At 67.3% G+C, this 19,549-nt stretch carries 16 protein-coding genes; 6 read left to right on the forward strand and 10 right to left on the reverse strand.

Features of this window, described 5'->3' with window-relative positions:
* Window positions 1–3: 3 nt before the first annotated feature.
* From PHA8399_RS02855 to PHA8399_RS02865, 3 genes are read right to left on the reverse strand one after another with little or no spacing between them, the layout of a single operon-like run.
* Window positions 4–810 (reverse strand): metal ABC transporter permease, encoded by an 807-nt coding sequence (locus PHA8399_RS02855; RefSeq protein ID WP_058284702.1) that lies wholly within the window; start codon window positions 808–810, stop codon window positions 4–6.
* Window positions 807–1,568 (reverse strand): ATP-binding cassette domain-containing protein, encoded by a 762-nt coding sequence (locus PHA8399_RS02860; RefSeq protein ID WP_058284703.1) that lies wholly within the window; start codon window positions 1,566–1,568, stop codon window positions 807–809. The genes PHA8399_RS02855 and PHA8399_RS02860 overlap by 4 nt, the downstream gene beginning before the upstream one ends.
* Complete coding sequence (locus PHA8399_RS02865; protein WP_008558390.1) at window positions 1,565–2,047, reverse strand: Fur family transcriptional regulator; 483 nt, start codon at window positions 2,045–2,047, stop codon at window positions 1,565–1,567. The genes PHA8399_RS02860 and PHA8399_RS02865 overlap by 4 nt, the downstream gene beginning before the upstream one ends.
* 98 nt (window positions 2,048–2,145) lie before the next feature.
* Between PHA8399_RS02865 and PHA8399_RS02870 the strand changes: the two genes are divergently transcribed.
* On the forward strand, window positions 2,146–3,162 hold the full coding sequence (locus PHA8399_RS02870; protein WP_058284723.1) for a zinc ABC transporter substrate-binding protein: 1,017 nt from the start codon (window positions 2,146–2,148) through the stop codon (window positions 3,160–3,162).
* Window positions 3,163–3,193: 31 nt separating this feature from the next.
* Here the strand turns inward: PHA8399_RS02870 and PHA8399_RS02875 are convergent, their stop codons facing one another.
* Window positions 3,194–4,465, reverse strand: coding sequence for an NAD(P)/FAD-dependent oxidoreductase (locus PHA8399_RS02875; protein ID WP_058284704.1), 1,272 nt, complete (start codon window positions 4,463–4,465; stop codon window positions 3,194–3,196).
* Window positions 4,455–5,957, reverse strand: a complete 1,503-nt coding sequence (amaB, locus tag PHA8399_RS02880; RefSeq protein ID WP_058284705.1) for an L-piperidine-6-carboxylate dehydrogenase — start codon at window positions 5,955–5,957, stop codon at window positions 4,455–4,457. Before amaB ends, PHA8399_RS02875 begins: the two co-directional genes overlap by 11 nt.
* A gap of 153 nt (window positions 5,958–6,110) precedes the next feature.
* Between amaB and PHA8399_RS02885 the strand changes: the two genes are divergently transcribed.
* The 3 genes from PHA8399_RS02885 to PHA8399_RS02895 all read left to right on the forward strand — a co-directional run bounded on the left by PHA8399_RS02885 (window position 6,111) and on the right by PHA8399_RS02895 (window position 9,331).
* The gene (locus PHA8399_RS02885; RefSeq protein ID WP_058284706.1) at window positions 6,111–7,001 is read left to right on the forward strand and encodes a LysR substrate-binding domain-containing protein; all 891 of its coding nucleotides are present in this window, start codon (window positions 6,111–6,113) and stop codon (window positions 6,999–7,001) included.
* A gap of 1 nt (window position 7,002) precedes the next feature.
* Entirely contained in the window at window positions 7,003–7,890 is an 888-nt protein-coding gene (locus PHA8399_RS02890) for a LysR substrate-binding domain-containing protein (protein WP_058284707.1), read from the forward strand.
* 232 nt (window positions 7,891–8,122) lie between these two features.
* A complete protein-coding gene (locus PHA8399_RS02895) occupies window positions 8,123–9,331 on the forward strand; it encodes a pyridoxal phosphate-dependent aminotransferase (RefSeq protein WP_058284708.1) in 1,209 nt (402 codons plus the stop codon).
* Here the strand turns inward: PHA8399_RS02895 and PHA8399_RS02900 are convergent.
* Both PHA8399_RS02900 and PHA8399_RS02905 read right to left on the reverse strand, forming a co-directional pair.
* Window positions 9,328–11,868 carry an AMP-binding protein gene (locus PHA8399_RS02900; protein WP_058284709.1) on the reverse strand — a complete coding sequence of 847 codons (2,541 nt, stop codon included), beginning with the start codon at window positions 11,866–11,868 and terminating at the stop codon, window positions 9,328–9,330. The two genes, PHA8399_RS02895 and PHA8399_RS02900, sit on opposite strands and share 4 nt — an antisense overlap.
* Before the next feature lie 235 nt (window positions 11,869–12,103).
* Entirely contained in the window at window positions 12,104–13,219 is a 1,116-nt protein-coding gene (locus PHA8399_RS02905; RefSeq protein WP_058284710.1) for a Do family serine endopeptidase, read from the reverse strand.
* Between the two features lie 145 nt (window positions 13,220–13,364).
* Between PHA8399_RS02905 and PHA8399_RS02910 the strand changes: the two genes are divergently transcribed.
* Entirely contained in the window at window positions 13,365–14,036 is a 672-nt protein-coding gene (locus PHA8399_RS02910) for a winged helix-turn-helix domain-containing protein (RefSeq protein WP_058284724.1), read from the forward strand.
* A complete protein-coding gene (locus PHA8399_RS02915) occupies window positions 14,026–15,390 on the forward strand; it encodes a sensor histidine kinase (protein WP_208856263.1) in 1,365 nt (454 codons plus the stop codon). The genes PHA8399_RS02910 and PHA8399_RS02915 overlap by 11 nt, the downstream gene beginning before the upstream one ends.
* A 143-nt stretch (window positions 15,391–15,533) precedes the next feature.
* Here the strand turns inward: PHA8399_RS02915 and guaD are convergent, their stop codons facing one another.
* From guaD to xdhC, 3 genes are all read right to left on the reverse strand, one after another.
* On the reverse strand, window positions 15,534–16,838 hold the full coding sequence (guaD, locus tag PHA8399_RS02920; protein ID WP_058284711.1) for a guanine deaminase: 1,305 nt from the start codon (window positions 16,836–16,838) through the stop codon (window positions 15,534–15,536).
* A gap of 76 nt (window positions 16,839–16,914) precedes the next feature.
* Complete coding sequence (locus PHA8399_RS02925; RefSeq protein WP_058284712.1) at window positions 16,915–18,510, reverse strand: hypothetical protein; 1,596 nt, start codon at window positions 18,508–18,510, stop codon at window positions 16,915–16,917.
* 31 nt (window positions 18,511–18,541) lie between these two features.
* The gene (gene xdhC / locus PHA8399_RS02930; protein ID WP_058284713.1) at window positions 18,542–19,549 is read right to left on the reverse strand and encodes a xanthine dehydrogenase accessory protein XdhC; all 1,008 of its coding nucleotides are present in this window, start codon (window positions 19,547–19,549) and stop codon (window positions 18,542–18,544) included.

Consider the following 19,549-nt stretch of genomic DNA (forward strand, 5'->3'; position numbering starts at 1 on the left):
GGCTCAGCCGCGGCGGCGGTGCAGCAGCAGCCCGGTCAGGCTGGAGGCGGCAAACAGCGCCGCGGCCAGGCAGACAATGCTGGGTCCGGCCGGGGTATCCAGCGCGAAGGCCAGCTGCAAACCGCCGGTGGCCGACAGCATTCCCAGCAGCGCGGCAATGGCGGCCATCCGCTCCGGCGTGGCGGCAAAGGGGCGGGCGGCGGCAGCCGGGATCAGCAGCATCGCCGCGATCAGCAGCACGCCCACCACCTTGATCGCCACGGCAACCACCAGCGCCAGCGCAATGGTCAGCACCATCTGCTCGCGCCGCGGATCAATGCCGGCGGCATGGGCCAGGTCCGGGTTCAGCGTTGCGGTCAGCAAGGCAGACCAGCGCCACCACAACAGCGCCAGCACCAGCGCCTCGCCGCCCCAGATCACCGCCAGATCGGCGCGGCCCACGGCGAGGATGTCGCCGAACAGATAGGCCATCAGGTCGATCCGCACCCCCTGCAGGAAAGAAACGGCAACCAGGCCGAAGGCGAGCGAGGAATGCGCCAGCACCCCCAGGAGCGTGTCCATCGCATAGCCGCGCCCGGCCAGCGCCGACACGGTGGTGGCCATCGCCAGCGCGGTGGCCAGAACGCCGGCAAAGACCGAGACGTCAAAGCTGAGCGCCAGCGCCACCCCCAGGATCGAGGCATGGGCGGTGGCATCGCCGAAATAGGCCATCCGGCGCCAGACCACGAAACAGCCCAGGGGCGCGGCGGCCAGCGCCACGCCGATGCCGGCCAGCGCGGCGCGGATCAGGAAATCGTCGAGAAAGGTCATTCTGCGGCCTCGTGAGGGTGGTCGTGCCCGTTCCCGTGGGCGCAGTCGTGGTCGTGGCTGTGGTTGTGCTCATGCCGGTAGAGCGCCAGCGCGCCTTGGGTGCCGGTGCCGAACAGCGCCCGGTATTCCGGGGCGGAGGCGACATGCTCCGGCGCGCCTTCGCAGCAGACATGGCCGTTCAGGCAGATCACCCGGTCGGAGGCCGCCATCACCACATGCAGCTCGTGGCTGACCATCAGCACCGCGCAACCCAGCTCCTGGCGGACCTTCTCGATGCGCTGGTAAAAGGCGGCGGAGCCGGGCTGGTCGAGGCCCTGGGTGGCTTCATCCAGGATCAGCAGTTGCGGGTTGCACAGAAGCGCGCGGGCCAGCAGCACCCGCTGGAACTGGCCGCCGGAGAGGCCCGACATCTGCCGCGCCGCCAGATCGCCGGCCCCGGCCTGCTCCAGTGCCTCGGCGGCGCGGGCGTCGGACACCCGCTGCGGCAGGCTGAGGAAGCGGCGCACCGTCAGCGGCAGGGTGGGGTCGATGTGCAGTTTCTGCGGCACATAGCCGATGCGCAGCCCCGGCGCCCGGGTGACGGTCCCGCGCGCAGGTTTTTGCGCACCGATCACGCTGCGCAGCAGGGTGGACTTGCCGGAACCATTGGGGCCGACCACGGTGACGATTTCCCCCGGCTCAATGGTCAGGCTGACGCCGGACAGGACCGTATTGCCGCCGTGCCGGACCGACAGGTTGTTCAGGGCGATCAGGCTCATGCGGCGGCGGCTTTCTGGCATTTGGGGCATAGGCCCTCGGCCTCGATCACCGCGCGTTCGATCACGAAACCGGCGTCGCGGGCGGCCTGGCCCAGCTGGCCCTGGGTGGGTTCACGCTGTGCCTCCGCCACGGCGTCGCAGGCGCGGCAGATCAGGAAAACCGGAGCGTGGGTCTCGCCCGGATGGGAGCAGGCGATGAAGGCGTTGAGCCGCTCGATCTTGTGGGCGAAACCGTTTTTCACCAGGAAATCCAAGGCGCGGTAGGCCACCGGCGGCTGCGAGCCGAGGCCCTCTTCGCGCAGGCGGTCGAGAATTTCATAGGCCCCCAGCGCGCGGTGCTCTTGCAGCAGAATTTCCAGCACCCGGCGGCGCACGGGGGTGAATTGCAGCCCCTCTGCCCGGCAGTGGGCGTCCACTGCCGCGATGCAGTCCTGAATGCAGCTGCTGTGGTCGTGCGGCTCAAAACCGATGGAGTCCATTTGGCGGGTCCTTTGAGGGGCGGGTGATTTGTCTCTTGATATGTTATGTTATGACGTTTATCAACTGCGTGATGTTATAAGATTACATGGGGCTTGATATGCGGAACTCTAGCGTGTGGAAAAGCGGTGCGGCGGCGCTGGCCGTGCTGGCCGGGGCAGGCGGGGCCTGGGCCGGGGTGCCGAAGGTGGCGGCGGATATCACCCCTGTGCACGGGCTGGTGGCGCGGGTGATGCAGGGGCTGGGCGCGCCGGCCCTGGTGGTGCCGCCGGGGGCGTCGCCGCATGGCTATGCGATGCGTCCGTCCGAGGCGCAGGCGCTGGACCAGGCGGATCTGGTGTTCTGGATGGGCGAGGCGCTGACCCCCTGGCTGGAAGGCCCGCTGGAGGAGCTGGCGGGCGATGCGCGCCGGGTGGAGCTGCTGGCGGCGGAAGGCACCGAAGTGCTGGCGTTCCGCGAAGGGGCCCGGTTTGAGGCGCATGGGCATGACGAGGATCATGGCGATCATGAGGATCACGAGGATCACGCAGGCCATGAGGATCATGCAGACCATGACAGCCGCGAGGACGATGGCGATCACGCGGATGCGCACGGGCACAGCCATGCGGGCGCCGATCCGCACGCCTGGCTGCTGCCGGCCAATGCACAGGCTTGGCTGGACGTGATCGCAGCAGAGCTGGCAGAGCACGACCCGGACAATGCCGCAGCTTACAAAGCCAATGCAGAGGCCGGAAAGCAAGAGATTGCGGACGCTGCCGCCAGTATCTCGGCGTCGCTGGAACCGTTCCGGGCCAAGCAGTTCATCGTCTTCCACGACGCCTATCAGTATTTCGAGCGCGGTTTCGGCCTGAACGCGGCTGGTGCGATTTCACTGGGGGATGCGGTCAAGCCGAGCCCGGCGCGGATTGCCGAAGTGCGCGGCGTTGTGGCGGATCTCGAAGTGTCCTGCGTGTTCTCGGAGCCGCAGTTCAATCCGGGGGTGGTTGCCACCGTTCTGGACGGCACCGGAGCAGGCACCGCGCTGCTGGATCCGCTGGGCGCCAAACTGGAGCCGGGGCCGCAGTTTTACCCCGCGCTTCTGCGGGATATCGGCAGCGCGATTGCCGGTTGCGAATGAGTGAAGGGCGGGCCGGGGCGGCCCGTCTTTTTCATCTGTCGCTGACCAGATGGGTGAGTGTAGCGCCGGCTTCATAGTAGGCGCTGCGCAGGCCCGCGAAGGGAATCGCGTGATCCTTGGCAGGCGGGACGGGCAGGCGGGCGCTGTCGCCGGTCAGCAGCGCCTCGGCCATGGCGGCGCCGAACAGGGTGCCGGGGCCGATGCCGCGGCCTGAATAGCCGAAACAGGCATAGCCGCCCTGCAGGTCCAGGATCTTGGGCAGATGCTCGGTGGTCATGGCGATGCGGCCGTGCCAGTGGCTGCGGAGCCGCGCGTCCTTCAGCTCCGGATACAGCGCCGCCAGCTTGCGGGGCAGCCAGCTGCGGTGCAGGGCGCTGCCGGCATGGTTGAGCGCGCCCATGCCGCCGATCACCAGCCGCCCGGCTTGGTCGAGCCGCCACGACGACATCACCAGTGCGGTGTCCCAGCAGCCTTCCTTGTTTGGCAGGATTTTCTCCAGCAGCGCGGCGGGCAGCGGATCGGTGGCGGCCTGGAAGTAATGGACCGGAATCACCGAAGGCGCCTCGTAGCCGGAAATGCCGCGCGCATAGGCGTTGGTCGCCATGATCAGGTGGCGCGCGCGCAGGCTGCCCTTGGGCGTCGCCACTTGCCAGCTGCTGCCGTCGCGGCGGATGGCGGTGGCCGGAGAGCGGGTGTGCAGCTGCGCGCCCGCCGCGGCGGCGGCGCGGGCGAGGCCGCGGGCGTAGGCCAGCGGCTGGATGGTGCCTGCGCGCGGGTCGAACAACGCGCCGTGCACGGCGTTGGACCCGGTGCGCTGCACGGTTTCCTCGCGGGATAGCAGCTCCACCGGCGCGCCGATGGCCGTAAGCTGGGCATGGCGGCGCTGCAGGTCTTTCAGCCCGGACGGCGCATGGGCGCAATGCAGGGTGCCTTTGCGCTCCGGCTCGCATTGGATGGCGTGTTTTGCGATCAGTTGGAACACAATCTGCGGCGCGCCGGCCAGCAGGGCCGACAGGCGGCTGCCGGCCTCTGTACCCAGTGCGGCGTTGATGTCCTCCGGCGGCAGCCAGAGGCCGGCATTGGCCAGCCCCACGTTGCGGCCGGAGCCGCCGCTGCCGGTGTCCTCCGCCTCGATCAGGCGGACAGAGGCGCCCAGTTCGGCGGCCTTCAAAGCGGCGGAGCAGCCGGTGTAGCCGCCGCCGATCACCACGAGGTCGGCCTCCGCCTCCCCGGAGAATTCCGGGAAGGCTGGGGTTTCCTGGCAGGTTTGATGCCAGAGGCCGGACGCCAGATCAGATGTCAAACTTGATCCCCTGAGCAAGCGGCAGCGCGCGTGAGTAGTTCACGGTGTTGGTCTGCCGGCGCATGTATCCTTTCCAGGCGTCTGAACCGCTTTCGCGGCCGCCGCCCGTCTCCTTCTCACCCCCGAAAGCTCCGCCGATTTCCGCGCCGGAGGGGCCGATGTTCACATTGGCAATACCGCAGTCGGAGCCCGCTGCCGAGAGGAAATATTCGGTTTCGCGCACGTCGGTGGAGAAGATGCAGGAGGACAAACCTTGCGGCACTTCGTTCTGCATTTCAATGGCTTGGTCCAGATCGGAATACTTCACCACATAGAGGATCGGGGCGAAGGTTTCGGTGTGCATAATGGCGGTCTGGGCAGGCATCTCGACAATCGCGGGGTGGACATAGGCGGCGTCCGCGTGGCTGTCCGCCAGCGCGCGGGCGCCGCCATGCACGGTGCCGCCCTCGGATTTCGCCCGTTCCAGTGCGCTGCTCATCGCATCCAGCGCGGCGGCGTCGATCAGCGGGCCGACCAGGGTGCCATTGGCCAGCGGGTCGCCGATCGGCAGGCCCTCATAGGCCTTGATGAGGCGCGGGATCAGCGCGTCATAGATGTCTTCATGAACGATCAGGCGGCGCAGGCTGGTGCAGCGCTGGCCGGCGGTGCCGACGGCGGAGAACACGATGGCGCGCAGGGCCATTTCCAGATCGGCGGAGGGTGCGACGATCATCGCGTTGTTGCCGCCCAGCTCCAGAATGGTGCGGCCGAGGCGTTTCGACATATCGGCGGATACCGCCTTGCCCATCGGCACCGATCCGGTGGCGGAGATGATGGCGACGTCCTTGGAGGCGGTCAGCACCTCGCCCAGGTCGCGCTCGCCGATCAGCACCTGAATGAGGCCCCCGGGGGCGTCCCCGCCGAACGCCGCCATGGCGCGGTCGCAGATTTTCTGCACGGCGAGGGCGGTGAGCGGGGTTTTTTCCGACGGTTTCCAGATCACCGGATCGCCGCAGACCAGCGCCAGGGCTGCGTTCCAGCACCAGGGGGCGACGGGGAAGTTGAAGGCGGTGATGATGCCGCAGGTGCCCATCGGGTGCCAGGTTTCGCGCATCGCATGGCCAGGGCGTTCGGACGCGATGGTGAGCCCGTAGAGCTGGCGCGAGAGGCCAACGGCGAAGTCGCAGATGTCGATCATCTCCTGCACTTCACCCAAGCCCTCCTGGTAGATCTTGCCGCATTCCAGGGTGACGAGGCGGCCGAGGTTTTCCTTTTCACGGCGCAGTTCCTCGCCCAAGAGGCGCACCAGCTCGCCGCGGCGCGGGGCCGGCACCAGGCGCCAGGATTTGAAGGCGGATTTGGCAGCGGCGATCTGCGCTTCGGCCTCCGCCATGCTGTGGGTCTTCAGCCGGGCGATTTCGCTGCCGTCCACCGGCGTGGTGACGGAAAGGCTGCCGCCGGTCAGTTCGGCTTGCGTGAGGCCGGCAGCGGCGAGAATGTCGGAATGGGGCATATCGGAATCCTTTGGATGCGAGGGCAGGGCATGAGCAAAACTTTAGCCTGCTTTGCGCTAATGTCCCGCCGGGCGTCGGTCTGATATAGAAATTGCACCGCCGGGCGCGGATTGCTATTGAAACTAAATCGTGAAGCTATGAGCTAAGATCATATGATTGCCCCGCGCCGCTTTTTGCCCTCGATCCCGTCTCTCTTGGCGCTGGAGGCGGTTGACCGGCTGGGCAGCGCCTCGGCGGCGGCGGAGGATCTGTCGCTGACGCAAAGCGCCGTCAGCCGCCAGCTGAAACAGCTGGAAGAGCAGATGGGGGTCGATCTGATCGCCCGTGACCAAATGCGGATGCAGCTGACGCCGGCAGGCGCAGGCTTTGCCAAGGAGGCGCGTGCGATCCTGACCCGGCTGGCGCAGGCCTCGGTTAAGCTGCGCGCGAACCCGGATGGCGGCAGTTTCACCCTGTCGATCCTGCCGTCCTTTGGCCTCCATTGGCTGGCGCCGCGGCTGAAAGGGTTTGCCGCCAGCCATCCCGGCATCACCGTGAACCTGCACACCCACAATCTGCCGTTTAGTTTTGATACGGGCAGTGCGCAGGCGGCGATCCATTACGGCACCCGGGACTGGCCGGGGGTGGAGTATCTGCCTCTGATGCCGAAACATGTGCTGCCGGTCTGCGCGCCCGGGCTGATGGAGGGGCCGGTGGCCCGCCCGGCGGAGCTGCTGGACTATCCGCTGCTGCATCTGGAGACGCATCCCGATTGCTGGGAGCAGTGGTTTCACCTGCATGATGTGCCGGCGGCCAAGCTTCGGGGGATGCTGTTTGACCAGTCGTCGGCGATGACACAGGGGGCGGTGCACGGGCTGGGGGTTGCGCTGCTGCCGGATTTTCTGGCGGAGAATGAGATTGCGCAAGGCCGGCTGGCGCTGGCGATGGAAGGCGAAGCTGTGAGTCTGGGCGAATACTTCCTGGTCTGGCCTGCGGATCAGGCGGAGGAGTATCCGCTGATCAAGTTTCGCGAGTGGCTGCTGGCGCAGCTGGAGGAGAAATGACATGCGGCTGCCGAGCCTGACCCATCTGCGCTGTTTCGAAAGTGCCGCGCGGCACCAGAGCTTCACCGCTGCGGGGGAGGAGCTGGGGCTGACCCAGAGCGCGGTCAGCAAGAAGGTGAAGGAACTGGAGGCGGATCTCGGCTTCGACCTGTTCCAGCGGGCGGGCCGGGGCGTGGTGCTGACGCCGGCGGGGCAGGGGCTGGCGGCGGGTCTGGAACTGGATCTGGCAGGCTTGCGTGCCACCCTGCAGAAGGCCGCCGCTGCCGGGGCCGGGCGGTCGGCCCTGCGGATTGCGGTGCTGCCGGGTTTTGCCAACCTCTGGCTGATCCCGCGGCTGCCGGATTTCTTTGCCCGCCACCCGGAGGTGGAACTGAGCTTCTCCACCCGGCTGGAGCCGTTTGATTTTGCGCGGGAAAACTTCGACTTGGCGGTGCATTACGGGCTGGATAACTGGCCCGGCACCCATATGGCCCCCTTGTTCGGGGAGGAGATGGTGCCGGTCTGCGCGCCAGGGTTTCATGCCGCGCATCAGCTGGAGCGGACGGACAATCTGGCGCAGGCGCCGCTGTTGCATCTGGAAAGCCGAGCGGGCACCTGGGCGGAGTGGTTCGAGCGCGCAGGATTGCCGGGCGCACCGCGGCAGGACGGGCGCTATTTCGATCAGCATTCGATGGTGATTGCCGCCGCCACGGCGGGGCTGGGGGCGGCCATTGTGCCCTATGACATGGTGGCGCGGGAGATCGCGGCAGGGGATCTGCTGCGGATACCCGGTCCGGCGCTGGTTTCGCGCAAGCGCTATTACCTGGCCCGCCCGCACGGGGTGGTGCCGGAGGCGGTGCAGAAACTGGAACGATGGCTGAAGAAGCAGTTGCATTCGAAGTCAAATTGAGACCTTTTGCCCGGCCGGCAGGCCGGGCTGTACCTGCCTGCCCGTCAAAGCCGAGGTTTGCCTCCGGCAAAACGGACAGGTGCATTCGCACCTACCCAGGCAGGCGCAGCCCTGCGCGGCAGAAACGGGACCAATGCCGAACCGGAATGGGTTGTGTCGTAAAGCGACGGTTTTCCGAAGTGCAGTTTTCGTTTCAAGCTGGCTTTGCCAATACCAGCAGGGAGCCTTTGCCATGGCCCAATTCCGCCGCGCCGCCCGTCTTGACCCGATCGAGGTCTCGGAGATCCTGACCATCGGCGCCAAGGCGGCAGAGATGAAGCGCGAAGGCGCGCCGGTGATCATCCTGGGCGCGGGCGAGCCGGATTTCGACACGCCAGAGCACATCAAGGAGGCCGCCGCCGCCGCGATGCGGGCGGGGGAGACCAAATACACCGCGCTTGGCGGCACGCTGGCGCTGCGACAGGCCATCCAGGCCAAGTTCCAGCGCGACAATGGGCTGGACTACACGCTGGACGAGATCGTCGCGGGCACTGGCGCAAAGGAAATCCTGTTTGACGCTTTCATGGCCAGCCTTAACCCCGGCGATGAGGTGATCGTGCCCACACCTTACTGGACCTCTTATTCCGATATCATCCGCATTTCCGGCGGCGAACCGGTGCTGGTGCCTTGCGGGGATGACACCGGGTTCCGGCTGACGGCGGACAGGCTGGAAGCGGCGATCACCCCGCGCACCCGCTGGCTGCTGCTGAATTCGCCCTCGAACCCGGCAGGCGCTGCGTACGGCGCCGCGGATTACCAGCCGCTGCTGGAGGTGCTGCTGCGGCATCCGGATGTCTGGCTGATGGCCGATGACATGTATGAGCACATCACCTATGGCAGCTTTGAATTCGCAACACCTGCACAGGTGGAGCCGCGGCTGAAGGACCGGGTGCTGACGGTCAACGGCGTCTCCAAGGCTTATGCGATGACCGGCTGGCGGCTGGGCTATGCGGGCGGGCCGAAGGCGCTGATCGACGCGATGAAGGTGGTGCAGTCGCAATCGACCTCCCATCCGTCCTCGATCTCGCAGGCGGCGGCGGTGGCGGCGCTGAACGGCCCGCAGGATGTGCTGGCCGGGCGGCGGGCCAGTTTCCAGGCGCGGCGCGACCTGGTGGTGAAGGCACTGAACGCCATGGAGGGGATCACCTGCCCGGTGCCGGAGGGGGCGTTTTACACATTCGCCAATTGCGCTGGCGTGCTGGGCAAGCGCACGCCTGAGGGCAGCGTTCTGGAGACGGATGCGGATTTCTGCGCCTATCTGCTGGACCAGCACCATGTGGCGGTGGTGCCGGGCCGTGCCTTTGGCATCTCGCCCTATTTCCGGATTTCTTATGCCACCTCCGAGGCAGAGCTGCGGGAAGCGCTGAGCCGGATCGGCGGGGCGGTGGCGGCGCTCAGCTAGGCTTCGGCCATGGCCTGTTCCGGGCGGTTGCGCGCGTTGGACCAGGCCTGCACCAGCTGGCGCTGAAGCGCGGCGGCGGCAAGGCCCAGGGCGATGCCGCCGAAGATGGCCAGTGCATCGTTCAGCGGGCTGCGGCCCTCCAGCCCGATCATCGGCATCAAGAGCTCCGGCACGAAGCGGTGCAGCAGGTAGATCGGGAAGGCCGCCTGCGCCAGCCGCATCAGCGGGCGGGCGGCAAAGCGCGGCACCGGCAGGCGGCTGATGAACAGCAGCCCGGCAACCATCGCCAGGAGCCACATGTATTTGATCCAGCCGCCGTACCAGTTGCCGCCGAGATAGGCGGCGGCGGGCATGATCACGCAGGCCGCCCCCAGCACCAGCAGCCGCTGCCCCAGTGTATTGGCCGCGGTGATGCACCAGCCGAGGGCAAACAGGTAGAAAACCCACGGCACGGTGAACTGCGCGCGGCCGCCGATCTGCCAGATTTCCGGCGCGATCAGCCGGATGGCGACGGCAAACCCCAGGAAGCAGAGGCCGGTGCGGAACGCGCCCTGCTGCACCAGCCAGCGCCGCACCGGCGGCAGGGCAAACGGCAGCGCCGCCAGCAGGGACATCTGCAGATAAGCCTCGATGAACCAGTAGAGATAGGGCAGCATCAGGTGGGTTTCGGGGGTGGTCACGGCGAAGTTGCCGGCCAGGAAGACCGAGGCCCAGGGCACCTGCTCCCAGGCCACGGCATAGCCGGCCAGGATCAGGTAATAGGGGATCAGCACCGCTGCCACCGGTTTGAAGAAGCTGCGCATGCTGCCGGATTTCAGCGCGTCCCAGCGGAAGCCTGCAACGCTCATCCCCATCAGGATCACCATTGCGGCCGCACCGCCGTAGACCGGCCAGAAGGTCTGGTGCGCAGTGACCACCGCGAGGATGGCAACCACCCGGGCCACAAGGTCAAAGGGCAGGCTGGCAGAGGGTGCCGGGGCCGCCTGCTCCAGATCCTTGACCGGCATGTCTTCCCAGCCGGCCGGGGCGCCGCCCAGGGCCTCGTCCAGCGCCAGTGACAGCTCCACATGGCGCAGCGAGTCGCCGCCCAGCGAGGCGAAACTGTCGTTGCGGCCCACGGTCTGCGGTGCAAAGGCGGCCTGATAGGCGGCCAGAACGCCCTTGGCCGGTTTCGGCTTGGCGCACTGCGCCTTAAGCGCCGGATAGTCGATCTTGCCATTGGCGCGGCGCGGCAGGGAGGTGCGCGGGATCACGGTGAAATGCTGCTGGCCGACGCCGGTCAGCCGGGCCGCCAGCGCGGCGATGCCGTCCTGCGGCCCGCAGACGACGATGGAGATGCGGGCGTCGTCGCCCCAGACCGCGGCCTCGTGCCCCTGGGCGGCCAGGGCGCGCTCGATGGCGTCATGGCCGATGCGCAGGCCCGCGATCTTGGACATCCGCGACAGCCGCCCGGTGATGTGGTAGAGCCCGTTTGCATCGCGCCGGGCCAGGTCGCCGGTGGCCAGTTCGCTGAGCTCCGCGCCCCTGGCCAGACCGGCGCTGTCTTCGGCATAGCCCATCATCACGTTCGGGCCTTGGTAGGTCAGCTCGCCCTCGCCTTCGGGCGCGGTGATTTCCCGGCCGCCGGCATCGCGCAGCAGCAGGCGGCCGCCGGGGATCGCCCGGCCTGCGGCACCGGGGTTTGCCAGGGCCTCTTCCGGCGGCAGATAGCTGATCCGGGCGGTGGCCTCTGTCTGGCCGTACATGACAAAGAACCGCCCGGCGCGGGCCTGCATCCGGCCGGCCCAGGCGCTGACCTGATCCGGCTCCATGGCCCCTCCCGCCACGGTGAGGGTCTTGAGGCTTTCGGGCAGGGCGTGGGACAGGCCTGCGCTCTCCAGCAGCCGGAAGTGGTGCGGCACACCGGCCAGGCTGGTGGCGCCGGAGGCCTCCAGCGCGGTGGCGAAACCGGCCTCCAGCACCGAGCCGGGCGCGAGCCAGAGACTGGCGCCGGCCGCCAGATGCGAGTGCAGCACTGAGAGACCGTAGGAATAATGCAGCGGCAGGATCAGCGCGGCACGGTCTTTGGGCTGGATCTGGAGGTATTCCGCGATGGCGCGGGCATTGGCGTCCACGGCGGCGCGGGACAGCCGCACGCCGCGGCCATGGCCGGTGCTGCCGGAGGTTTGCAGGAGCAGCGCCAGCTCCGGATGGATGGCGGCTGGTTCATGCGCATGGCCCAGCAGCTGCCAGCTGCCGCCAATCCGGCGGAAACTGGCGGCGGGGCGGAAGCGTTCCTCCAGCCGGGCGGCGGTTGCTTCCTCCCCGGCGGGCAGCGGCATCACGGCGTGGCCCGCCGCCAGAACGCCGAGATAGGCGGTAATGGCCTCGGGATCGGCGGCGGCCTCTACCGCAATCAGCTGCCGGTCCTGCGGCAGCAGGGCGGCAAACTGCGCTGCGGCATCGGCCAGTGCGGCGTAGGACAGCCGGGCTCCTTCCGCCGTTATAAGGCAGGGTCGGGGGCCGAAAGCGCGCAAATTCTCGAGGTCAAAAAACATCCGCAACTCCTTCGAGGGGGGCGGGTAAGATAATTTACTAATTTTGTCAATTATTGATGCGGGGCGGCCGCGCTGTACTTTTTCACGCCCTGGTGCGGAGCCCGTATGAAGTGTGTAATCAACATTATGGTAAGAATGGATTGACCCGTGACAGCAGTGGTTGGCGCCGCCTGGCTGAATCCATGCGGACACCCCCGCCGGCAGCCCGGCAGGGGTGCGAAGGCGGCGCAGGGGATCAAGTTTCCTGACCGGAGCGGTCGCCCAGGGTCACGTCCAGCGTCAGCGCCTTGCCCTGGCGCAGCACCTCGATCTGTGCGGACTCACCGGGGGCATTCATCGCCACTGCCGCGGTCAGATCGCGCAGCTCGTCAATTTCGGCACCGTCAAAGCGCAGCACCACATCGCCGGGCTTCAGGCCCGCCTTGGCAGCCGGGCTGCCGGCCTGCACGCTTTCGATCACCACGCCCTTGCCGGCCTCGCGGCCCAGCACGCTGGCGGCGTCCTCCGACAGCGGCTTGATCTGCACGCCCAGCCAGCCGCGGGTGATTTCGCCGTCATCTTCCAGATCGGCAACGATTTTCTGCACCATGTCCGAGGGCACCGCAAAGCCGATGCCGACGGAGCCGCCGCCCGGCGAATAGATCGCGGTGTTCACCCCCACGACCTCGCCTTCGGCGTTGAACAGCGGCCCGCCGGAGTTGCCCCGGTTGATCGCCGCGTCGGTCTGGATGAAATCGTCGAACGGGCCGGAGTTGATGTTGCGCGAGGTGGCCGAGACGATGCCGGAGGTCACCGTTCCCGACAGACCGAACGGGCTGCCCATGGCGATGACCTCATCGCCCACCCGCAGCTCCCCGGATGAGCCGAATTCCACCACCGGCAGCGGCGCGTCCGCCGCCACCTTCAGCAGCGCGATGTCGGTCAGCGGGTCTGTGCCGACAACGGCGGCGTCATGCTTGCTGCCGTCGGCCAGGGTCACGGTCACCGTCTGGGCGTTTTCGATCACGTGGTTATTGGTGACGATCAGCCCCTCCTCGGCAATCACAAAGCCGGAGCCTGCACCTTTCATCTGGCGGCTGTCCGGCTGCTGCGGCAGGCGGCCCCCGAAGCGGCGCATGAATTCCTCCATCAGCGGGTCATTGGGCATCGCCTGGTGGTCCGACACGGGCTGTGCCTTGCCAGTCACCTCGACATAGACAACCGCGGGCGCGACGGTTTCGACCAGATCGGCATAGCCGCCGGCAGGCACCGCCAGCGCAGGGGCCGGGGTCATTGCAAACAAGGCGGCGGCCGATGCGGCGGCGGTCAGGCCAAAGGCAAATCTCTTGGGGGCGGTGGCAGGATTGGACATCTTCGTTTCCTTGCGTTGAAGTGATGAAAGCCAGATGGAGGGCCCGGATTTCAACCGCCTGACGCCTTCTATACAGATCTGTAATGTGCGCCGCGCCGCGCCGGGGTGTATCACCGGCGCGGTTGAAACACGGGAGGGGCAGGCCTTGAAAATCCTGGTGATCGAAGATGACGCCACCACTGGCCCCTATGTTCAGGCGGGGCTGCGCGAGGAAGGGCATACCGCCGACCTCGTCACCGACGGGCGCGAGGGGCTGCTGCAGGCCACCGCGGCGGAGTATGATGTGCTGATCATCGACCGGATGCTGCCCGGTCTCGACGGGCTGAGCCTGATAAAGACCCTGCGCGGCGCCGGCGTGCGCACGCCCGCCATCATGCTGACGGCGCTGAGCGGGGTGAACGACCGGATCGACGGGCTGGAAGCCGGGGCGGATGACTATCTGGTCAAACCCTTTGCCTTTGGCGAGCTGGCCGCCCGGGTGGCCGCGCTGGCCCGCCGCCCGGGCCTGCAGGAGCAGGAGACGGTGCTGCGGGCGGGGGATCTGGAGATGGACCTGATCCGCCGCAGGGTGACGCGCGCGGGCCAGGAGATCGACCTCCTGCCCCGCGAGTTCCGCCTGCTGGAGCATCTGCTGCGCCGCAAGGGCCGGGTGCAGACCCGCACCATGCTGCTGGAAGCGGTCTGGGACATCAGTTTCGACCCGCAGACCAATGTGGTGGAGACCCATATCTCGCGGCTGCGGGCCAAGGTCGACAAGCCGTTCGGCACCGAACTGATCGAAACCGTGCGCGGTGCGGGGTACCGGATTGCCGGCTGACCTGCTCCGCCGGGCGCGGGTGCTGCTGCGCTCCTCGCCGATGCAGCAGTCGCTGTGGCTGTCGCTGCTGTTTGTCGCGGCCAGCTCGCTCAGCCTTGGCATCACCTATTACGTGGCGCACGGCGCCCAGCGGCAGGCGATCGAGCAGAGCCTGACACAGGATATGGCGGGCTTTCGCGCCGCGCCCTCCGCCGCGGCGCTGGCGGCGCTGGTCAATGCCGAAACGCGCGAGACCGACCCGCAGCGCCGCCTGCTCAGCTACCGCCGCCCCGGCGGGCGGGTGGTGGCCGGCAATGCCGCGATCATGCAGCAGCAGGCGGGGTTCCGGGTGGTGGCTCTGGGGCCGGAACCGGTGGAGATCTCGGGCCGGTTCATCTCGCTCAGCGAATACATCCACGGCGGGTTGCTGACCGTGGCGCAAAGCGCCAAGCCGCTGGATGACCTGCGCCAGACGTTCCTGTGGGTGTTCCTGTTCAGCCTGCTGCCCGCGACGGCCCTGGCGATGCTGGGCGGCGTGCTGCTGGCGCGGCGCTCAGCCCGCTCTCTCAGGGGGATCGAGCGCACGCTGTCGGCGCTCACCTCCGGAGACCTTGGCGCGCGGGTGCCGCAGGCCGGGCAGGCGCAGGGCGATATCACCCGCATCGGCCGCAGCGTGAACCGCATGGCGCAGGCCCAGCAGCAGGCCACCGAGGCGCTGCGGCAGGTCTCGGCGGACATTGCGCATGATCTGAAAACGCCGATCCAGCGGGTGGCGGTGCAGCTGTCGCGGCTGCAGGAGATGCCCGACCTGCCGCAAGAGGCGCAGGCGCTGGCGGACAAGGCGCTGGAGGAGACCCGCGGCATCACCAGCACCTTCCAGGCGCTGCTGCAAATCGCCCAGCTGGAGGACGGCACGCCGCGGTCGCGGTTCGAAGCCGTCGACCTGCGCGAGGTCGCCGCCACCTTTGCCGAAATCTATGAACCGGCGGCGGAGGAGCAGAACCGCACCCTCAGCCTCAGCCTGCCGGAGGCGCCGGTCAGCGTCACCGGCGACCGCGCCCTGCTGGGCCAGCTGCTGGCGAACCTCATCGAAAACGCGCTGCGCCATACTCCCGAAGGCACCGGCATCAGCCTGTCGCTGCGCCGCGACGGGGCGGTCGCGGTCCTGTCTGTGCGAGACCATGGCCCCGGCATCCCAGAGGCGGAACACCAGAAGGTTCTGCGCCGCCTCTACCGGCTGGAGCGGAGCCGGACCACGCCGGGCAGCGGCCTGGGGCTGAGCCTGGTGGCGGCGATTGCCGGCCTGCACGGGGCCGAGCTGCGCCTGTCCGATGCAAAACCCGGCCTGCGGGTGGAAGTGCGATTCGCAACGTAGCCTGCCGCGGCCAGCCCCTTCGGCCCTTCCAGACGTCCCGCCCGGCCCGGTCCTGACCGTTTTCCGCTGCCGGAAAACGGCACCGGGATCCGCCGCAGCCTGGACGCCTCAGCCCGGCGCGGCGGAGCCTGACGGTTCCGGCCCTATGCCGCCGGTTTCATCGGCTTGCCGGCCGCATAGGTCTGCGCGATGGAGCGGTCGTCGCCCAGGGTCTGCAGGATGAACAGCTCCTCCGACAGGGTCTCCGCCCGCTGCATCCGCAGGTCCATTGCCGGGGTGGCGCGGGAATCGAGCACCACGATATCGGCCTCGGTGCCCGCCTCCAGCGTGCCGATCTTGTCCTCCAGCCCCAGCGCCACCGCATTGCCGCGGGTGATCCAGTGGAAGGCGCGCAAGGGGTGCAGCTTCTGGTTCTGCAATTGCAGGACCTTGTAGCCTTCGTTCAGGGTCTGCAGCATCGAATAGCTGGTGCCGGCGCCGATGTCGGTGGCAATCGCATTGGTGATGCCGCGGCTGCGCAGGCCTGCGTCGTCAAACAGCCCGCTGCCCAGGAACAGGTTGGAGGTCGGGCAGAACACCGGCTTGGCCTTGGTCTCCGCCAGCGCGTCGATCTCGCGCGGCTGCAGGTGGATCGAATGGCCCAGCAGCATCTTTTCCGTCAGCAGCCCGTAGGACTGATAGACGTCCAGATAGTCGCGCGCCTGCGGGTAAAGCTCGGCGGTGAAGGCGATCTCGTCGTGGTTTTCCGACAGGTGGGTCTGCACGTAGCACTCCGGGTGTTCCTGCACCAGCGCGCCGGCCATTTCCATCTGGCCGGGGGTGGAGGTGATGGCAAAGCGCGGGGTGATCGCATACAGCCCGCGGCCCTTGCCGTGGTATTTCGCGATCAGCTCCTTGGTGTCGTCATAGCCGCTGACCGGCGTGTCCAGCAGGCCCTCGGGCGCGTTGCGGTCCATCAGCACCTTGCCGCCGATCATCCGCATGTTGCGGCGGGCGGCCTCGGTGAAATAAGCCTCGGCGGAGGTCTTGTGGGCCGAGCAGTAGGCGACGGCGGTGGTGGTGCCGTGGCTGGTCAGCAGGTCAAAGAAATGCCCGGCCATCTCGGCACTGTGGCCAGCGTCGGCAAAACGGACCTCCTCGGGGAAGGTATAGTTGTTCAGCCACTCCAAGAGCTGTGAGCCCCAGGAGGCGATCACCTGCACCTGCGGGAAATGCAGGTGGGTGTCGATGAAGCCTGCCATCAGGATATGCGGGCGGTGGTCGATCACCTCGGCGCCTGCGGCCTGCGGGGCCAGCGCCTCATAGCTGCCTTTAGCCTGGATCATGCCGTCCGCGACCAGCAGCGCGCCGTCCTCGATGAACTCATAGGCGCTGGTGTCTTCGGGGCCTTGCGGTTCGGCGGTGAAGGAAAGAACCCGCCCGCGCAGCAGCGTCTGTTTCGATGTCATGTCTTTTGGTGTCCTTGGTTCGCAGGCAGGGGACGCGCTGGCCCCCTGCCCATTATTATTTGGGTGTCATTTGGGATTATTCGCCCGCCGGCAGATGCGGCACGTGGGGTTTCACACCGTCCTCTGCCGCTTCCTCATGCTCCTCCGCCTTGTGGAAGATCGGGTAGATGTAAAGGAAGGCCGCAGCGATCAGGTAGCCCATGGCGACACCGCTGAACTCCGGCCAATGCAGGCTGGCAGAGTGGATGATGCCGACCAGCGACATCAGTGCCGCCGCCAGGGCAAAGCCGCCCGCGTTGCGGAAGTCGCCGTCGATCACGCTGGCCACGATGGCGCCCCAGATCAGGCCGGTCAGGATCGCACCCTGGCTGAGCGCCAGATGGCCTTCGTAATGCGCGCCCTGCTGCAGCAGCGCCGCTGTCAGTTCCGGATCGCCCAGCTGCGCCATGCCGGTGGCACCCAGTGCGCCCAATGCGCCGGCCAGTGCCCCCCATTTGATCACCAGGAAGGCCGACACATGCGGCATCATCGCGATGGTCACCGCGGCGATGTGGTCGGTCTTCACCGAATGCGCAGTGTTCGTGACCAGGCTCAGTGCCACGAACACCAGAACCGGCGCGGCAGCCGCCACGGGGATCAGGTTGTTGAGGAAAGCCAGGAGGCCAAAGAAGGCGGCAAAGGGGATCACCAGCCCGACGCCGATGATGTAGCCGGAGCGCGCGCCCATCCGCTTATACGCCGGGTGGCCGATATAGGCGGTGGTCGGGAACGGCGAGCCGAAGACCGCGCCGATCATGGTGCCAACGCCATCGGTCACCTGGCAAACGGCAACCGGGTAGTGGTCGCCCGCGGCTTCGGCGCTTTCGACGTTGTTCATGGTTTCGATGAAGTTGTAGATCTGCACTGGCACCAGCACCAGGAACAGCTCCGGGTTGGCGAACAGATGCTGGATGCCCGCGATCAGGTCGCCGAAGTACGGGACCGGCAGGTAGACGCCGACGCCCTCGAAGGAGACCGAGGCCTCGCCCATGCCGAGCGCCACAACGGTGCCCACGATCAGCGCCAAGAGACCGGCGGGGATGTTGAACGGCAGCCGGTGGCGGCCCACCAGACCCCACAGGATGATGATCATCGAGGCAAAGCCGATGAACGGATTTTCAAAGATCGTCGCCAGCGGCACGGTGCCGATGAACACCAGCGCAATGCCGCAGAGCGTGCCCAGCATCCCGGCGCGCGGGGTCACGCGCTTGAGCCAGGGGCCGACGATCGCGCCAAGGCCGGCGACGATGCCGCCCATGAAGCCCGCGCCGATGCCCACCTGCCAGGCCAGCATGGCGTCATTGGTGGACCAGTAGATCGGTCCGATCACCCCGAACAGATAGACGAACATCACCGGGGTCGAGATGCCATAGGGCAGCGCGGTCACGTCGCGCCCTTCCTTCTCGGCAATGTGCTTGGCCAGCCAGGTGTAGACCGCGATACCGGCCAGGATCGCCACCGCGGCGCCCGGCACGATGCGGCCGAACACGATCTCGGCCGGCATGTTGAAGACAAACTGACAGATGCCCGAAAGCACGATCAGGTTGATCAGGTTGTCGGTGAACAGCGCCCAGAATGCACTGAAGTCATTCCGCGCGAACAGTTTGTACGTATAGCTCCGCCCTGTGGTCATGGCGGCCTCCTCCTATCAGAGGACGCAGTCCTTAACGGCTGAATGCTCCAGCCGTGTCTCCCTCTGCGTCCGGTTGCTTGCCCGTTTGGGGCAATTCCTTGCTCCGTGCTGGAGCGGACGCGGCAGTTTCAGAGGTCAAATCAGCGATCACTTCCGCTGCCACGAAGGCTGCGATGACGCTGGGCCGCTTGTCGCGGCTGCCGCCTGCCCCGATGGGGCAGATGAGACGGTCGGTTCCCAGACCGTCGCAATGGTCCCGGCACCAGCGGCGGAACTTCTCCCGCTTGGTGGCCGATCCGATCAGCCCGACATAGCCCGCGTCGCCGCGCTGCAGGGCAGCGGAGGCAAGCAGGAAGTCGAGCGCGTGATCGTGGGTGAGAATGATAAAGGCGCTGCCCGCAGGGGCGGCGGCAATGTCGATCTCAGGGATAGCGCTTTGGCGAATTTCCACATCCGCGTTGCAAAGGGCCAGCTCTTCGGCGCGCTGGTCGATCAGGATGCAGCGCACCGGCATGTGCTGGAAGAGATCCGCCAGGGCCCGGCCCACGTGGCCTGCGCCCATCACATAGACATGCGGCAGCGCCTGCTCTCCGGCCTGTTCGCGTGCGATGGCGTCGTCACGGCCGGCCTGAAACATCCACTTTAGCGTCATTTCGACCCGTCCGCCGCAGCACTGACCGATCTCCGGGCCCAAAGGCACGTCGAGCGTTTCACACAGTGCTGAGGGCAGTGCCTGACCCTGGGTGGGTGCGTTAGCGCCCTCCCGTGGGGAGGGTCGGGCGCTGCCCGGCCTATCGGCCGGGCGATTCAGGCTCTCGACGGAACGCAAAGCGCGATCCTGCTTCAGCATCCGCCGCGCGTGGTCGATGGCGATATATTCCAGCTGGCCGCCGCCGATGGTCCCCCAGAGGCCCTCTGCCGCCACAAACATGCAGGTGCCGGCTTCGCGCGGGGAGGACCCGCGGACGCGGGTCAGCGCGACCTGCACCACATGTTCGTGGCGGGACAGAAAGTCCTGGAGGGAAAGGCGGCGGGCCAT

Source organism: Leisingera aquaemixtae, assembly GCF_001458395.1.
Taxonomy (GTDB): domain Bacteria; phylum Pseudomonadota; class Alphaproteobacteria; order Rhodobacterales; family Rhodobacteraceae; genus Leisingera; species Leisingera aquaemixtae.

Coding starts and splice junctions, on each gene's coding strand:
- PHA8399_RS02890 (WP_058284707.1), top strand. CDS start 7,003: ATGCGGCTGCCGAGCCTGACCCATCTGCGCTGTTTCGAAAGTGCCGCG.
- guaD (WP_058284711.1), bottom strand. CDS start 16,838: ATGACATCGAAACAGACGCTGCTGCGCGGGCGGGTTCTTTCCTTCACC.
- PHA8399_RS02855 (WP_058284702.1), bottom strand. CDS start 810: ATGACCTTTCTCGACGATTTCCTGATCCGCGCCGCGCTGGCCGGCATC.
- PHA8399_RS02900 (WP_058284709.1), bottom strand. CDS start 11,868: ATGTTTTTTGACCTCGAGAATTTGCGCGCTTTCGGCCCCCGACCCTGC.
- PHA8399_RS02905 (WP_058284710.1), bottom strand. CDS start 13,219: ATGTCCAATCCTGCCACCGCCCCCAAGAGATTTGCCTTTGGCCTGACC.
- xdhC (WP_058284713.1), bottom strand. CDS start 19,549: ATGGCCCGCCGCCTTTCCCTCCAGGACTTTCTGTCCCGCCACGAACAT.
- PHA8399_RS02865 (WP_008558390.1), bottom strand. CDS start 2,047: ATGGACTCCATCGGTTTTGAGCCGCACGACCACAGCAGCTGCATTCAG.
- PHA8399_RS02870 (WP_058284723.1), top strand. CDS start 2,146: ATGCGGAACTCTAGCGTGTGGAAAAGCGGTGCGGCGGCGCTGGCCGTG.
- PHA8399_RS02860 (WP_058284703.1), bottom strand. CDS start 1,568: ATGAGCCTGATCGCCCTGAACAACCTGTCGGTCCGGCACGGCGGCAAT.
- amaB (WP_058284705.1), bottom strand. CDS start 5,957: ATGCCCCATTCCGACATTCTCGCCGCTGCCGGCCTCACGCAAGCCGAA.
- PHA8399_RS02885 (WP_058284706.1), top strand. CDS start 6,111: ATGATTGCCCCGCGCCGCTTTTTGCCCTCGATCCCGTCTCTCTTGGCG.
- PHA8399_RS02925 (WP_058284712.1), bottom strand. CDS start 18,510: ATGACCACAGGGCGGAGCTATACGTACAAACTGTTCGCGCGGAATGAC.
- PHA8399_RS02895 (WP_058284708.1), top strand. CDS start 8,123: ATGGCCCAATTCCGCCGCGCCGCCCGTCTTGACCCGATCGAGGTCTCG.